Source organism: Shewanella sp. A32 (assembly GCF_029167175.1).
GTDB lineage: Bacteria > Pseudomonadota > Gammaproteobacteria > Enterobacterales > Shewanellaceae > Shewanella > Shewanella yunxiaonensis.
This window is the reverse complement of sequence record NZ_JARFTS010000004.1, coordinates 54,678-69,290: the sequence shown is the minus strand read 5'-3', so window position 1 is coordinate 69,290 and position 14,613 is coordinate 54,678. Positions and strand designations below refer to the sequence as shown.

Below are 14,613 nucleotides of genomic sequence, written 5' to 3'. Positions count from 1 at the left end.
ATGGTAGATCTATGACGCTGAAGCTCCACTATACTTTGAAAACGAAAACTGATGGGTACAGCTTCATGATTTATTCGTTCAGCAATTCCGGCTTTAGAGACCCAGAAACCGGTGTCTACAACCAGACATATTTTATGGAAGTGTTTAACCGCGAATGGTACCGGCATTTACGCGATCAACAGACGCTGGCTTTATTGTATCTGTCGCCACTGTTACCTGGAATGATCAATCGACCACATCTGCTGGATTTTTTTACCGGGCGCATTCAAGCATCGTTATTAAGAACCACTGACCTACTCGCAAGATTGAATCAAACGTTATTTGCCGTGGGATTATTTAACACCGATGAAATTGGCACTCAAACCGTAATAGAAAGGATTACGGAACAACTAGAAGAATTTTCAGGAGAATATCGGCAGCATCATGGTGTTGGATTTGATTACCGCATCGCTGCGTGTTTATGCCAACCTTCTACTGAGGTAAAACCTGAGGCACTATTTATTGAGGCAGAAGGCCGCTGTATTAAAGCCGGAAACGAAAAATTACCAATTATGATCAGAGTCCAGTAATGCCTATTTTTTTAATCGTTACGCGCATAAAAAAAGCCCCTTAACAGGGGCTTTTTGCTAACCATTCGGATTTACAGAGAAATCTTATGGATGCGAGCTTTTTCTTTGATGTACGCAATATAGTTAGTTGCGCTTTTAGCGGTTTTCTTATCTTTAGCTGCTAATTCAGCATAACGATATGCTTCTTTATACTGCTTCAAGTTTAGATAAGACAACATCAACTCATACTGTGCTTCACCTGGGCTATCCAGACCAGCATTCAAAGCTTTTTCAAGTACCGGAATAGACGCTTTGTATTGCTGATCCAGAGACAAAATACGTCCCTCTTTCAGATACAATTTGCCATCTTTCGATATTGACGCAGCCTGGTCGTAATAAGTCGCAGCTTGTTTTAGCGCTTTAGCTTGGTGGAAGAACCCTGCCATCATTGACAAGTTCTTTTCATCCTTAGGCACTAATCCACTCTTGATATGCTTTTCAAGAATCAGAGCACCACGATAAGGAGAACCCTTCTGCGCTAACAACTGGCAAAGACGAATGATGTTGTCAGGCTTTTCGAGGAATCCGCCAGCATAGGCGATTTCATAAGTAGCCAGAGAACGATCATAGTCTTCTGTCAACAGATAGAGCTGCGCTAATTGTACCCACAAACGCTGATCATCAGGGAACAATGGCACCATGGTTTCAAGAACACCCACAGCCTGCTTGTACTTTTTCAGGTTGAACAGTGATTGAAACTTAAGCTGATACAGTCCCTTATCGGGTTTATCCATGACGGATATCCCCTCATCGACTGTCTTCAGTGCATTATCCCACTGCTGCATTTCAGTGTAAGCAATAGCCATACGTCGGTAAACGACAGCATCTTTCTTACATGTGAAATCCATCCACTTGCGGTAATAGCTGATTGCTTCCTTGTACTTCTTCTCTTGCAATAGCAAGTCAGAATACAGCTTCAAGGTCGCAGCATGGTCTACACCACCCAAAACGTCGGCATCAACCGCAGACTTAAGGTATTTGATGGCTTTATCCATCTGTCCTTTTTCTGCATAGAAGTTACCTAACATACGAGCAATATATGCCTTATCAAAATCACCACGTGGATCAGCTTCCAACAGCGTTGCAATAGCGTCGTCCAGCTTGCCGGCTTGATAAGCTTCAAAAGCCTTCTGAACTTTACGCGCAGCAGACTCACCGACAGCCTTGGACTGGCGAGAATCAATCGGACACTTTTCAGCTGCCATTGCACTGTTAACGATCACACTGCCAGAAAAAGTTAGCAGTAAAGCTGCAGCAAGCGTTGTCACTTTATGCATCTTAGTTGCCTCCTTTATTCAGTTTAAAGTCCAACTGAACTTTCTGACCAGGTTGTCTCTGGGGCTTGCCGTCAACAATCTTTGGTTTGTACTTCCACTTTCTCAGCGCACGAATCGCTTCACGATCGAAGATACGTTTAGGTTCAGCGTTGATGACTTGAACATCATCAACAGCACCGGTTTCAGTAATAGTGAAACTCAGTTGTACCCAACCTTCCTTACCATCACGAGCCGCAGCAATAGGATACTGTGGTTCGATACGCACGATAGGAGTGGCATCACCATCACGAGTCATCATGTTACCCAGCTTAAAGCCTGTGCTTGCTGGGCCTGATGCAACTGCTCCAAAACTGAAATTCATAGAAGTATCAATATTGGAAGAGTCGTCAGGTGGAGTGTCATCCATCTGAGGCGGTTGCTCTGGTGGTGGTGGTGGTTTAGGTGTTTCTCTGACCTTTTTCTGCGCCTGAGAGTCCTGCTTATCCATTGTGATCTCAATGACCGGCGAGTCAGAGGAGGTGTCGGCACGTTTAGCGCCGCCACCAACCAGAGTTGCCATAAACCAAAACAGACCAAATGTAACAGCAGCACCAATAATGATAGATACTAGTGCTCTAAACATATCAGTCTTTCCCCGCAGATACCGAGATCTTATCTACGCCAGCAGCCTTAACCTGATCCATAACACGAACCACTAAGCCATGTTTGGCTTCTTTGTCGGCTTGAATCAATACTGCGGCTTCAGGAGCCTCAGCCAGCATTCGTTCAACGTTTGCTGACACCCGTTCAATATCTACCTGACGGTTTTCCATCATGATCACGCCAGTCTTACTGACGCCGATAAAGATGTTGGCCGACGGCTTAGAGGTCGCATGTGCAGCCTGAGGTTTGTTGTAATCCAAACCAGATGGCTTCACAAACGACGTAGTTACGATGAAGAAGATCAACATAATGAACACGATGTCGAGCATCGGGGTCATATCGATCTGCGCTTCCTCGTCTATACTGGAATGCTTCTTACGTGCCATGTTAAATCTCTCTCTAGTGCTGAGGCAGTCTGTCTTTCAACTTTTCCATGCGGACTTTCATCTTGGCATCGAGACGAGTGCTGAAAAACACTCCTGACAACGCTGCAACCATCCCAGCCATAGTTGGCATAGTGGCTAATGAAATACCCGCAGCCATAAGACGAGCGTTACTCGTCCCTTGAACTGCCATCACGTCGAATACTGAAACCATCCCTGTCACAGTCCCTAACAGTCCGATCATCGGACAGATAGCAACTAGGGTGTTAATAATCAGCATACGAGCTCTGATCTCTTGAGTTGCCTGGGATACCCAGGCCTCACGGATGCGATGTGCATACCAAGAATGTCTGTCCTCTCTGGCGTTCCATGTGGCAATAATTTGCTTGTGGATTTTTGGCGCGATCCAATTGACGTACCAATAACGCTCAAGCATCAATGCCCACATAAGGAACAGCACAAACGCTACCAACCAGAGGATATTACCCCCGGCGGCCATGAAGCCCCTGACGGTTGCCCAAACGTCCATCAGGTATAGCATCATTAGTCAGCCCTCTTCTCAGCATGCAGTGCTATCAGACCAGCACTCTGTTCTTCAATAATCTGAACAACAGATTTACTACGAGTTACACACAAAGCATGAGCCAGCATCAATGGTAATGCTGCAACCAGACCCTGAACAGTTGTTACCAGAGCCATAGAAATACCACCAGCCATCAGTTTTGGATCGCCAGTACCGAACAACTGGATAGATTGGAAGGTTGCAATCATACCAGTTACAGTACCCAACAAACCAAGCATAGGAGCGATAGCTGCCATTACTTTCAGAATGGAGATACGAGCTTCCAGAGCAGGAGTTTCCTTCAGAATGGCTTCGTCCAGTTTCAGTTCCAGAGTTTCGACATCGACATCTTTGTTGTCGAAGTAAACTTTCAGGATACGGCCCAGTGCGTTGTTACCTGGTTTATCAATGTTTTTGGCCTGAGCTTTAACTTTGGCAGCAATGATAGTCAGAGTGATGATACGCTCGATAGAAATCAACAGACCCAGCACCAGCACACCAATGATGATGTAACCGATAATACCTGCAGATTCGATACGATCTTCCAAGCTTGCTTTCTGGGTGAAGATGTTCAGCAGTGCGCCACGACCCGGATCGATGTAAACCTTAGCAGTTCCTGAAGTAGCTTTTTCAAAATCAGCTGCTGCACTAACCATGTAGCCTTCTGGCTGTTGTGACAGTTCCTGGATCAGGTTCAGGTTAGGGTTCCATACAACATATTTGCCATTAGCAATCAGGTTGAATGCGCCGATACGAGTGATACTAGTCTGTTGTACGTTACCATCAATATCAGTAACTGAACCATTGAACTTGACGACTTTGCCGCCTTGGCTCATTTCAAACAGCTCTTGTTCCCAGAACTTTTCCAGTTCTTCAATTTTTGGCAGCTGCTTACGAGCACCCAGATCAGCGATGAATTTATCGCGGCCAGGATATTGAGCACTTACGTTGGAGTTGATCAGTTTACCAGCGAAATCACCAGCTTCACCTTTTACAACACCAAACATTTCACCCAAGTCACCCTGAGCAGTTTTCAGATCATCTTGCAACTGAGCAATCTTATGCTCGTTGTCAGTGAACTGTTTATTCAAATCTTCGCCGCGTTTTTTCTCAGCAGCCAGAGCATTTTTTTCGCGCTGTAACAGAGCAGCTTTATCACCACGTTCAGCTTGGAATTCAGCTTCACGCTTGGCGTTAATCTTACCCTGATCGGCACGTTCAGTTTTGATTTGTTGCAGCAACTGATCAATAGTCTTTGGCGCGTCAGCAGCGCTAACCATACCAGAGGCCAGAGAGAAACTTGCAGCAACCAGCGCTGTAGCGATTAACTTCTTCATTATTTAGCAGCCTCCGCAGCTGGAATTGGTAACGCGAACAGGTCCATTGCTCCTTGTTTACGAGCAATACGAATGCCTTTAGTGATGTCACGCAGATAGCTGTCATCCAGCTTATCCCAACCCTTAGTTTCGGTGTTGTACATCCAAGCAGTTCTCTGGTCCAGACTCTGTGCATACAGAGCTACGCGGCCCAAACGGAAGAAGTCTACCAGTACTTCTTTACCATCAAGGTTCAGTTTACCGGTTTCAACGTCTACGAAGTTGCCGTAGTCACGTTCGATGCTGTAGGCATCAAGAATCATACGGAATTTTTCGGCCAATGTAACATCGGCGCTGTTCAGCAGATTCTTCAGGTTTTCTACGCGAGCGTGGCGGTCTTCACTTCTGAAAGGAAGATCAAGCGCTACGAATTTTTCCAGTCCATCTACCATCTTGAACATAAGAGGAACAACACCCTGACGCAGTTTATCTACGCCATTAATGTCGTCCTGAATGCCTTTCATAGTATTGTCCTGATCTGCAACCAGAGTTGCCAGATAGTCGTTGTAGGCTTTCAGAGATTCACGCTGGTCTGCCACGTTTGAGTATTCAAACAGCATATCCTGAGCCTGATCGAAATATTTATCGACCTTCTTTTGAGACGCCGCAGCCTCAGAATGAATCTGAGTGGCTGCTTTTTGGGCATCGGCAAGAGGATCGGCAACAACTAAGTTGCTGCTGGCTAACGCCAGCGCGCCAACAAGCGCAGAAGCGATTTTGGTTCTATTGCTTACCTTGGACATAGTTCCCAACCAATTTGAAGTGAATAAACAGGGTAACTTATCGACAATTACTGTTTTTTACTCAGTTTTTATTGCCTATAAGTACATCTTTCTCTTGTGATTGTTAGATTTTTCTTCCCTTTCTATACCTTATAAAGGCATAGACCCGCAGGAATCATTTCATAAAATGTTGACCGGTGTCAACTAATCGGAGAGCTAAAAAGTAGTGAAAATTTACAGCGATTAAAACGATCAAATACTCCTGTTTAAAAGGTCTTCAACGCGCCATCGTGTTTTATCCGAGATCGGATTAACAAGCAAAATTTAACATTTGCTTATATAATTTTTGTGTAAAGGTTGTTATTCAGTCAAACTTAGATTTTTAATGATATTAAAAGACCGATTGACACCTTTTTAGATCAACATCATCTGTTTTAAGATTATCGAATCAAACGACATATTTAATAATGTGAGAACAGGCTCTGCGATAGGCTTGATCTGTTTTTCGAGATAGTAGAGGTAATCCACTGCGGAACGTGTTAACTCAACCGGTTCAGGACCGTTAACGGTAATAACATACTCAACCCGTTGTCCCTTTTTGCCATAGGACGAATCGTCAAATGCACTGACTAGCAACTGTGCAACTTTTACATGTGGCACGTTTGACTGGTAGGCATCTACTGAGCGACGCAGCTGTTTACTGAAAACCAATTCATCATCCAGCTTACCCTGCTGTAAAAGTTCTACTTGTTCGGACAAATATTCGGTAACATCAAGATCGTTAAATAGGCGTTGATAAAGTTCGTATTGAATGCGTTTAGCGAGGGGGCTCCAATCACTGCGAACTTGCTCCATACCTTTGAAGATCAGCTCCAGTTCACCATCTACACCACGTACGGCCCCTACATAGCGTTTCTTAGAACCTTCAACAGAACCTCGCAGCGTTGGCATCAAAAAGCGTTGATAATGGCTGTCAAACTCCAATTCCAGCGCACATTCCAGTCCAAAGGCTTGTTTAATATAGTCTCGCCATCTTTCGGTGATGTCAGCGGCAAGCTTGATGCCAAAGTCTTCGGGCTCTTTGATACCATGTTTGTCGCCAAGCCAGATAAAGGTGGAATCAGTATCGCCATAGATGACTTTATAGCCTAGTTCTTCAATCCAAGTCTTAGTGGTCTGCATGATCCAGTGACCACGCATGGTAATAGAGCTGGCAAGTCTGGCGTCGTGAAACACGCAGCCTCGAGACCCCAGCACGCCATAAAGTGAGTTCATGATGATCTTGATCGCCTGTGATAACGGCGCATCTTTCTGCTGCTTTGCTTGTTCCCTAGCTTGAGCCAGTTTCGCCACTAATTTAGGTAGAATAAAGTGCTGTCTGGAAAACCGAGCACCGCGATAACCATCTACGGTTTCGCTGGGTTCCTGCGCTAAGCCGAGGATCATCCCAAGCGGATCAATCAAAAACGTGCGGATAATAGAGGGATACAGACTTTTAAAATCCAACACCAGAATATCGCGATAAAGACCAGGGATAGAGTCCATCACATAGCCGCCCGGACTTTCCAAGCCATCACTCACAGGTTCAGCTGGTGCGATATATCCAGCGCGATGCAGATGCGGCAAATACAGGTTATTAAAAGCGGCGACTGACGCCCCTACCCGGCCGAACTCCAGCCCAGTGAGTTGCGCTCTGGCGATAGCGAATGACAGCAGATGGGTTTTAGCAAAGATCTGCCACACCAGTCGGCAGTCACTAAGGTTATAACGAGCCAGTGCCAGCTTATCTTCCTGAAAAAGTCTGGTGATTTCCTGCCCACGATTATCGACATCCTGTATATCCTTGCCCTCACCCAACAACTGTTGCGACACATGTTCCAGTGAATAGCGTTCAAATTTATAAAATGCCGCTTTGAGCCAATCGATGCCATCAAGCACAACAATGCCAGGCAACAGCAATGTTTCCGGTCGGAATTTACCTTCAACCAACCACTCCAGCAAGGCGCCATCACGGCCAAGCGCGGCAGGAATGTTATAAAAAGCAAAACGGCGCCATAACAGCGCTAGATCAAAGGCCACTACCGACCAGCCAAGCATGACATCTGGCTGCCATGCAGCGAACCAGGCAACCAAAGCTTCTAACAAGTGCTTTTCATCTGCAACCCAATCTATCCAGTCCTCACTACCATGAGCTTGACCAACCATTATCACTTTGCGCAACAGTACGCCTTGGTCATTCTCACCATATAAGCCAACGGAATACAGTTCGCCATTGAAACTGCACTCCACATCTAATGACACAACATTAAGTGCTACATCATCGGCCAATGTCGCAGGTCGAGCTTTACTGGCAACAAAATGAGCTGCATTATTCTCATTAAAACAGCCAAAAAATTCGGCATCCAGAGCGATAAAACGCTCTATCAAATAGCGCTGGTGTGGACGAATTTCTGCTTCATGTAGCGCAATTTGCTGTTCCCGGCTCCAACGTTGTAGCTCACGAAATTGTTTGCGGTTGTGGCAATATACAGCAGCTACGGGTTGCTGCTGAAAGTCCTTCATCGGCAAATGACGACAGGTGACAGACGGGAATCTGCGGGCAATGGCGGCGACCGCAAATTGCGGAACAAAAGCCACCTGAGCTTCGCCAGGGACGTCCACCGTCAGCGGTCCTGAATCGGTCTTCAAGCAGTAACGCAGGCACATCCCATCTGTGGCTGGCAATGTCTGCCGAGTAAGAATTCTGCCTTTGACTGTAGTGAAACCGCTGGTGGGCATAAAACACGTCCGCTGACATTAAAGGTTTATTAGCATAAGAAATTACTGTTAATATATACAGGATTATTTTCCAGGATCCATTCAATGCTTGCTGCCAATGTAAAAAACCAGATCCGCGAGATTTATAAGGCGATATCCAGCGCGCTACCCAATTTCCGCTCCCGCCGGGAACAAAATTATATGGTGGCAGAAATCTCCAAAACGTTGGCAGGGGAATACGATAAGCAGCGCCGCATCATAGTGATTGAAGCGGGTACAGGTATTGGTAAATCGTTGGCCTATATTCTGGGCACCATTCCGCTGGCATTGGCATCCAAGAAAAAAGTCTGTATCTCCACCGCAACCGTGGCACTGCAAGAGCAGTTGCTGCACAAAGACCTCCCCTTCTTTTTACAGCACTCGGGCATCGATTTTAAATTCGGCCTGGTAAAAGGGCGGCAGCGTTATGTTTGTCTGGCAAAGCTGGAGATGCTGATTGGCGAAAGCAGCACGGGTCAGATGGCAATGTGGCAAACCAAGCCGGATCAATCACAAATACAGTCACTGCAACAGTTACTGCAGGATTACCGCGCCGGACGCTGGAATGGCGAATGGGATACCCTAGAAACCCCATTACCGGATCACCTTTGGCAACAGATAGCCTCAGATAAACACAGTTGTCATAAGCAACTGGCCAACCACGCAAAATGCCCGTTTCACAAAGCCAGAGAAGATATTGAGGAATGGGATGTGTTAATTGCCAACCACAGTCTGCTGCTTGCCGATCTAGAACTCGGTGGCGGGGTGATTCTACCAGAACCAGAAAATCTTTTTTATGTTGTTGATGAGGCCCATCACCTGCCAATTGTGGCGCGGGACTTTTCCAGCGCCCAAGTGCCTGTGCGAGGTGCTGCTGACTGGCTGGAGAAAATAGGCAAACTCGCCGGGAAGCTGCAAACACAGATAAAGAGTAACAATATCATCGCGCCAGTACAGGCGATGATGGACCACGTTGAGGAACTCACGTCATTACTCAATAAAGTGGCACATTTTTGCGAAACACAACCCAAGCTGTTTGCCAATGAAGATCAACGCTGGCGCTTTGAGCATGGCAAATTGCCAGGAGCCTTATTGATCCTGGCGGAAAACCTGGCTACCGCCAGTAGCGATGCACTCAAACAGTTCAATAAGATGCAATTGCTACTGAATGAAAGTTTTAAAGACGGTGAGATCCCCAAACATCAGGCCGAAGCCTTACTTACTGAATGTGGTTTTATGCTGCAACGGCTGGAAAACCTGCAGAAGCTTTGGAAAATGATGGCGCGGGAAGACAATCCGAAAGGAGCCCCCCTTGCCCGCTGGATTGAAGTGATTAGCGGTAAACAGCCTGACTATCTTTGCAGTGCATCCCCCATCGAAGTGGGCTTTATGCTGGAAAACATGCTGTGGGAAAAAGCTGCCGGCGTGGTACTTTGCAGCGCCACGCTGCGTGCGCTCAACAGTTTTGAACATTTCACTTATCAGGTGGGATTATCGCTCAATGATGGTAGTCGCTATCTGGCGCTACAATCACCGTTTGATTTTGCCAATAACGCGACACTGTTTTTACCACAAATGCAGACTGAGCCCGCGGATGATGCCTATACGGACGAACTGGCGCAACAGATTAAAGCCTTGGTCGAAGAAGAGCAGGCAACCTTAGTGCTGTTTGCTTCTTACTGGCAAATGGAAAAAGTCACCGAGTTACTCAAAGACAAATTACCGGTTGCGCCGCTTATTCAGGGCAGTGCGCCGCGACAACTGTTGCTAGAAACGCATAAACAGCGTTGTGATAGCGGCCAACCCAGCATTTTATTCGGCACGGGCAGCTTCTCCGAAGGTCTGGATTTGCCCGGTGATTATCTGACCAATCTCATTGTCACTAAACTCCCTTTTGCTGTGCCCACTTCCCCCGTGGAACAGGCACATTCGGAATATATCAAACTGAAAGGAGGTAATCCTTTTCTACAATTGACGATTCCCGATGCCAGCCGCAAGCTAGTCCAGAGTTGTGGACGTTTGCTGCGAAAAGAGGAAGACTATGGCCGAATTACCATCCTTGATCGCAGGCTGGTCAGCAAACGTTACGGTAAAGCACTGCTCGACGCCTTACCGCCCTACCGCCGCGTTATTGAATAAGCCGGGAATTTTGTGGAAATAGTTGCACATTCAGGAAGCTGGTTGCTGTTAGCCATTGTTGGGTTAATTGCTGGCTTTATTGATGCGGTAGTTGGTGGTGGTGGGCTGTTGTCTATCCCCGCACTACTGACACTCGGGATGCCACCACATCTTGCACTGGGTACCAATAAGCTGGCAGCAAGTTTTGGCTCTTCAATGGCGGCTTACACTTACTACCGACAGCATCTGTTGCAACCCAAACTCTGGCGTTCCTGTTTTGTGGCGACCGCCATTGGTGCACTATGTGGCAGCATTTTAGTCTATCTGGTAGATACGTCTTGGCTTGAAAAGCTACTACCATTGCTGATCATCATCATCGCGCTATACAGTCTGTTGAGTAAAAAGGCACTGAAAGACAAACCAGCTTTAGACGAAGAACATCCTAAACGCAGCCATAAGATCCTTCAGGGGTTAATCCTCGGCGGTTATGATGGTTTCGCAGGCCCTGGCATTGGCGCGATCTGGATAGTCAGCTCAAAAACACTCCATAAGCTGTCATTTCTTAAAAGCTGCGCTTTATCACGAGCAATGACCTTTGCCAGTAATACTACTGCGCTAACCGTGTTCTTATTGCTCGGCAAAGTTGACCTTGCTATTGGATTATTGCTTGGACTTAGCATGATGCTTGGCTCCTTTGTGGGTGCCCATTCAGCGATTCGCTTTGGCCTGCCGTTTATTCGACCACTGTTTATCACCATGGTCATGGCAATGGCGTTACATCTCACCTGGAGTGCTTGGTTATGAACCAACAACAACTGGTAAGCAAATTGCGTGAACAGTTGGTGCAGCTGGAACAACAAGTATTGCAACACGATGCATCACTCCCCGCCAAGGACAACAAATTACTGGCCCATCTTGAACGCTTCAATGATGAACTATTTCATCAGAATGGCGCCAAGCTCGCACCTTGTGTGCAACAACTCCGAGACAATATCAACCAATTAGAAAAACAGCTGCAATTACAGATGTCAGCAGCGACGGTCAGCAGGACCTGTGAAAAAATTCAGGATCGCTTTTCAGCACTAAAGAGGGCTATGGCAACCACAGCGATAGATGTCAAAGAACAGCAGCAACAAAAACTGAGTAAACAACGATATTTCCAGCAAAAGCAGTCCTTGCACCACGAACAGAGCGGCTTCAACTGGATTGCCAGTCAGGTGATGTCAAGCAGCCATAAGTTGTACGACGAACTGAATAAGCACCTGAATTGGGAGAAGAAAATTTTATTCAAAATTGAACAATTGCAATCGCAGCTAGACACCTGTCATAGTACTGCAAAAATTGCGGTCCAGAATGACCTGCTTTTGATGCACCGCCGTTTGGGCAAGTGCCGCCAGGCCATCAGCTATATTGAAGATCGCATCCAAACGTTCGAACGCCCGCAGCAAAATAACCATCGTTAAGGAGCAACAATGAAATTAACTGTTACCGCTTCAGCGCTGTTTGCGCTTCTTAGCTCATCTTCCGTATTGGCGGCCAACCTCAATATTCCCATGTCTTTTGAATATTTGGCTCTGGATGGACAAGAAGTCGAGACTAACCATTTTACACATAAAGCAGACCTTACCCTGTCTGACGGCGAACACAAAATCGCGATCCGCTACAGTGATGTATACGATGATGGGATTAGCGAAAGCCCTAATTTTGTAAAGTCATCACCCTTCATCGTGACACTGAATACCAGCGGCGATCATCAATATATTCTGCTGCCGAAAAGCAAAATTGTAGCACCACCAAAATATGCCAAGGCGCCTGAAGTGATTATCAAACGTAAAGATGGTGGCGCAGTCGATTACAGTATCGTACAGACCCAACTGAAAGAAGATTCCTTTATGAGTAAACTTTTAGGCACGGATACTGGTGTTGATGTTGACTCTGCTTCTGTAGCCGTCACCGCAGGAAAGGAGTTACCCACTGCGCCTATCAAACAACCAACAGAAGTTGAGGCCATGACAACCCCAGTAACCGAACCCGCGGCACAGACTCCAGCGAGTCAGACAGACTCAGCACATGCCGGCCAAATGCTGCAATACTGGTGGTTGCATGCTGATGCGGCAACCCGAAAAGAGTTTATGAGCTGGGCTATCAAGCAATTGTAATGATTTGCTATTTTGATCCCGGTCAGCTATCACGCCAGCTACTCAACGCTGGCGTTACCCCCCCACCACCGCTTTCCGATTGGCAAATATCAGGCGCTGTTCCACTGGTTACAACAAAGTGATATTTGCCATCACTTTCAAATAATGTCGCCCTCAGCTATTGCGCCGGTTCAGCTATGTCTGGTTCATGATCCTGAGTATATCCAGCAGTTTATCAATGGCACACTTCCCAAAGAAAAAATGCGACGTATTGGATTCCCGTGGAGTGAAGCTTTGGTAAGGCGTACTTTACATTCGTTGGGAGGGACACTACTTGCTACGCAGCAAGCACTAGAACAGCGAATAGCCATGCAAATTAGCGGCGGTTATCATCATGCCTATCGCGACTTTGGCAGTGGCTATTGCATTTTTAATGATCTGGTATTTGCCGCTGCTAGCGTAATCAGTCAAGGAACAGTCGACCGCGCGCTGATCATTGATTGCGATGTCCATCAAGGCGATGGAACTGCCAATATGACGGCTGGGCGGGATGACATCATCAGTTGCTCTATTCACTGCACAAAAAATTTTCCTGCACGTAAGCAACAATCACACTACGACCTTGAACTACCACCTGACAGTAATGGCTCAGAGTATTTTGAGTTACTTCAGCAATCGATACCTTGGATATTGCATCGTCATCAGCCACAGATTATTTTTTATGATGCTGGTGTCGACGTTCATCGAGACGATGAATTGGGTCTGTTAAACCTAACAACGCAAGACATCTATCTGCGCGATAAATGGATATTAGGGCTTGCTGCTGCCAAGGAGATCCCAATTGTGTGCGTCAGTGGAGGCGGATATTGCCACGACACTCTACAATTAATCTCTAGACACAGTCAGTTATATCTTGCCGCCGCTGAATGCTTTGCAAACTGAAGGAGAACAGTGAATGCAACTGGATATCCGCAATTACTACGAAGTACTACTGATGGAAATTCTGTCTGATGAAGGGCTGCTAGAGGAGCTTCCTGAAAACTATCTGGCGGATCTTGCGTGTATTACGTTAAACCAATTGCCCGTGCGCTATATCCACCATCTGGTAGATACTTATTTTTACGATGATATTGGTGAACAAGAACAGATGCGCCGAGAAATCTACTCAGCACTGGAAAAATCCAGAGCCTTTTTGAAATCTAAATTAGCCAAAGACGGCAAGACAACTGAATCATCATCGATGAGCTAGACGGCTTTTAGTTAGATTTAACTGAACAATTTCTCATGAAATGTACCACCAAGTGTACGACTCGATGTTTTTCTGAGGTAGCTCTTTGATTATAAGAAAGATTGGAGGCTCCCCCAGAGCCAACACCCCGGCACATGAATCGCTCGCTACGGTTGCTCCCTTCCGGGCCTGGCCGAGTTCACGAGTTATCATTGCGGGGGGACCCTGGGGTCGCCACTGATTTGCAGCGTTACTGCAACGGCGTGGATTATCTCCGAAGGAACCCTAGGGATCAAGGATAAATACCGGCAACTGAAGTAACTGACGATTAGATAAACAAAAAGTCCGCAATCACGGACTTTTTTATTTTTACTAAGCCTGGTCGTATCACAATGACAACAAGTGGCCGTTCTTTTCAATGAATTTCGGGCCAATCCCTTTTACTTTGGTCAAATCCTCTAAGGACGCGAATTTGCCGTTGGTTTCCCGATATTCCACGATTGCCTTGGCTTTTGCTTCACCAATCCCCTTAAGGAGCTGCAACTCAGCAGCACTGGCAGTATTAACATTTACTTTTTGTAGCTGCTCTGCTTGCTTAACAACTTCCGGAGCAACAGTTTCTGCATAGGATGTAAAAATATACATTGGTGCAAGCATGGCAACCGCCATTGCCGCCGTTTTCAGATAGCGTTTCATATTGATTCTCCATTTAGATATCCGTAAAAATCAGGCCGAATTCCATATATCCCTAGCCCATGGAGAA

The 14,613-nt window shown here is 46.3% G+C and carries 15 protein-coding genes and 1 other RNA gene; 7 read left to right on the top strand and 9 right to left on the bottom strand.

Features of this window, described 5'->3' with window-relative positions; genetic code table 11:
* The first annotated feature begins 65 nt into the window (after positions 1-65).
* Positions 66-569 (top strand): deoxycytidylate deaminase, encoded by a 504-nt coding sequence (locus PY479_RS04725; RefSeq protein WP_275483042.1) that lies wholly within the window; start codon positions 66-68, stop codon positions 567-569.
* Positions 570-640: 71 nt separating this feature from the next.
* Here PY479_RS04725 and PY479_RS04720 read toward each other — a convergent pair whose 3' ends face one another.
* The 7 genes from PY479_RS04720 to PY479_RS04690 all read right to left on the bottom strand — a co-directional run bounded on the left by PY479_RS04720 (position 641) and on the right by PY479_RS04690 (position 8,348).
* Positions 641-1,885, bottom strand: coding sequence for a tetratricopeptide repeat protein (locus tag PY479_RS04720; RefSeq protein WP_212593724.1), 1,245 nt, complete (start codon positions 1,883-1,885; stop codon positions 641-643).
* 1 nt (position 1,886) lies between these two features.
* Positions 1,887-2,507: an energy transducer TonB gene (locus PY479_RS04715; protein ID WP_212593725.1), complete on the bottom strand. Its 621-nt coding sequence runs from the start codon at positions 2,505-2,507 to the stop codon at positions 1,887-1,889.
* A gap of 1 nt (position 2,508) precedes the next feature.
* Complete coding sequence (locus PY479_RS04710) at positions 2,509-2,913, bottom strand: biopolymer transporter ExbD (protein ID WP_133037629.1); 405 nt, start codon at positions 2,911-2,913, stop codon at positions 2,509-2,511.
* Positions 2,914-2,926: 13 nt separating this feature from the next.
* On the bottom strand, positions 2,927-3,454 hold the full coding sequence (locus PY479_RS04705) for a MotA/TolQ/ExbB proton channel family protein (RefSeq protein ID WP_212593726.1): 528 nt from the start codon (positions 3,452-3,454) through the stop codon (positions 2,927-2,929).
* Positions 3,454-4,809, bottom strand: a complete 1,356-nt coding sequence (locus PY479_RS04700; protein ID WP_212593727.1) for a MotA/TolQ/ExbB proton channel family protein — start codon at positions 4,807-4,809, stop codon at positions 3,454-3,456. Before PY479_RS04700 ends, PY479_RS04705 begins: the two co-directional genes overlap by 1 nt.
* Entirely contained in the window at positions 4,809-5,591 is a 783-nt protein-coding gene (locus tag PY479_RS04695) for a DUF3450 domain-containing protein (protein ID WP_212593728.1), read from the bottom strand. Before PY479_RS04695 ends, PY479_RS04700 begins: the two co-directional genes overlap by 1 nt.
* A gap of 393 nt (positions 5,592-5,984) precedes the next feature.
* On the bottom strand, positions 5,985-8,348 hold the full coding sequence (locus PY479_RS04690) for a DNA polymerase II (protein WP_275483041.1): 2,364 nt from the start codon (positions 8,346-8,348) through the stop codon (positions 5,985-5,987).
* Between the two features lie 84 nt (positions 8,349-8,432).
* On the opposite strand from PY479_RS04690, the gene dinG reads away from it, so the two are divergent.
* From dinG to PY479_RS04660, 6 genes are read left to right on the top strand one after another with little or no spacing between them, the layout of a single operon-like run.
* The gene (gene dinG / locus PY479_RS04685) at positions 8,433-10,505 is read left to right on the top strand and encodes an ATP-dependent DNA helicase DinG (protein ID WP_275483040.1); all 2,073 of its coding nucleotides are present in this window, start codon (positions 8,433-8,435) and stop codon (positions 10,503-10,505) included.
* A 12-nt stretch (positions 10,506-10,517) separates the two neighbouring features.
* Complete coding sequence (locus tag PY479_RS04680) at positions 10,518-11,288, top strand: TSUP family transporter (RefSeq protein WP_212593733.1); 771 nt, start codon at positions 10,518-10,520, stop codon at positions 11,286-11,288.
* Complete coding sequence (locus PY479_RS04675) at positions 11,285-11,947, top strand: primosomal replication protein (RefSeq protein WP_275483039.1); 663 nt, start codon at positions 11,285-11,287, stop codon at positions 11,945-11,947. The genes PY479_RS04680 and PY479_RS04675 overlap by 4 nt, the downstream gene beginning before the upstream one ends.
* 9 nt (positions 11,948-11,956) lie before the next feature.
* Complete coding sequence (locus PY479_RS04670; RefSeq protein WP_275483038.1) at positions 11,957-12,643, top strand: DUF2057 domain-containing protein; 687 nt, start codon at positions 11,957-11,959, stop codon at positions 12,641-12,643.
* 12 nt (positions 12,644-12,655) lie between these two features.
* Positions 12,656-13,564 (top strand): histone deacetylase, encoded by a 909-nt coding sequence (locus PY479_RS04665; RefSeq protein WP_275483037.1) that lies wholly within the window; start codon positions 12,656-12,658, stop codon positions 13,562-13,564.
* A 13-nt stretch (positions 13,565-13,577) separates the two neighbouring features.
* Complete coding sequence (locus PY479_RS04660; protein WP_212593737.1) at positions 13,578-13,871, top strand: late competence development ComFB family protein; 294 nt, start codon at positions 13,578-13,580, stop codon at positions 13,869-13,871.
* A gap of 110 nt (positions 13,872-13,981) precedes the next feature.
* Here the strand turns inward: PY479_RS04660 and ffs are convergent.
* An RNA gene (gene ffs, locus PY479_RS04655) (signal recognition particle sRNA small type) lies at positions 13,982-14,079 on the bottom strand.
* Positions 14,080-14,237: 158 nt separating this feature from the next.
* Entirely contained in the window at positions 14,238-14,546 is a 309-nt protein-coding gene (locus PY479_RS04650) for a ComEA family DNA-binding protein (protein WP_275483036.1), read from the bottom strand.
* Between the last annotated feature and the right edge of the window lie 67 nt (positions 14,547-14,613).

Coding starts and splice junctions, on each gene's coding strand:
- PY479_RS04725 (WP_275483042.1), top strand. CDS start 66: ATGATTTATTCGTTCAGCAATTCCGGCTTTAGAGACCCAGAAACCGGT.
- PY479_RS04720 (WP_212593724.1), bottom strand. CDS start 1,885: ATGCATAAAGTGACAACGCTTGCTGCAGCTTTACTGCTAACTTTTTCT.
- PY479_RS04715 (WP_212593725.1), bottom strand. CDS start 2,507: ATGTTTAGAGCACTAGTATCTATCATTATTGGTGCTGCTGTTACATTT.
- PY479_RS04710 (WP_133037629.1), bottom strand. CDS start 2,913: ATGGCACGTAAGAAGCATTCCAGTATAGACGAGGAAGCGCAGATCGAT.
- PY479_RS04705 (WP_212593726.1), bottom strand. CDS start 3,454: ATGATGCTATACCTGATGGACGTTTGGGCAACCGTCAGGGGCTTCATG.
- PY479_RS04700 (WP_212593727.1), bottom strand. CDS start 4,809: ATGAAGAAGTTAATCGCTACAGCGCTGGTTGCTGCAAGTTTCTCTCTG.
- PY479_RS04695 (WP_212593728.1), bottom strand. CDS start 5,591: ATGTCCAAGGTAAGCAATAGAACCAAAATCGCTTCTGCGCTTGTTGGC.
- PY479_RS04690 (WP_275483041.1), bottom strand. CDS start 8,348: ATGCCCACCAGCGGTTTCACTACAGTCAAAGGCAGAATTCTTACTCGG.
- dinG (WP_275483040.1), top strand. CDS start 8,433: ATGCTTGCTGCCAATGTAAAAAACCAGATCCGCGAGATTTATAAGGCG.
- PY479_RS04675 (WP_275483039.1), top strand. CDS start 11,285: ATGAACCAACAACAACTGGTAAGCAAATTGCGTGAACAGTTGGTGCAG.
- PY479_RS04670 (WP_275483038.1), top strand. CDS start 11,957: ATGAAATTAACTGTTACCGCTTCAGCGCTGTTTGCGCTTCTTAGCTCA.
- PY479_RS04660 (WP_212593737.1), top strand. CDS start 13,578: ATGCAACTGGATATCCGCAATTACTACGAAGTACTACTGATGGAAATT.
- PY479_RS04650 (WP_275483036.1), bottom strand. CDS start 14,546: ATGAAACGCTATCTGAAAACGGCGGCAATGGCGGTTGCCATGCTTGCA.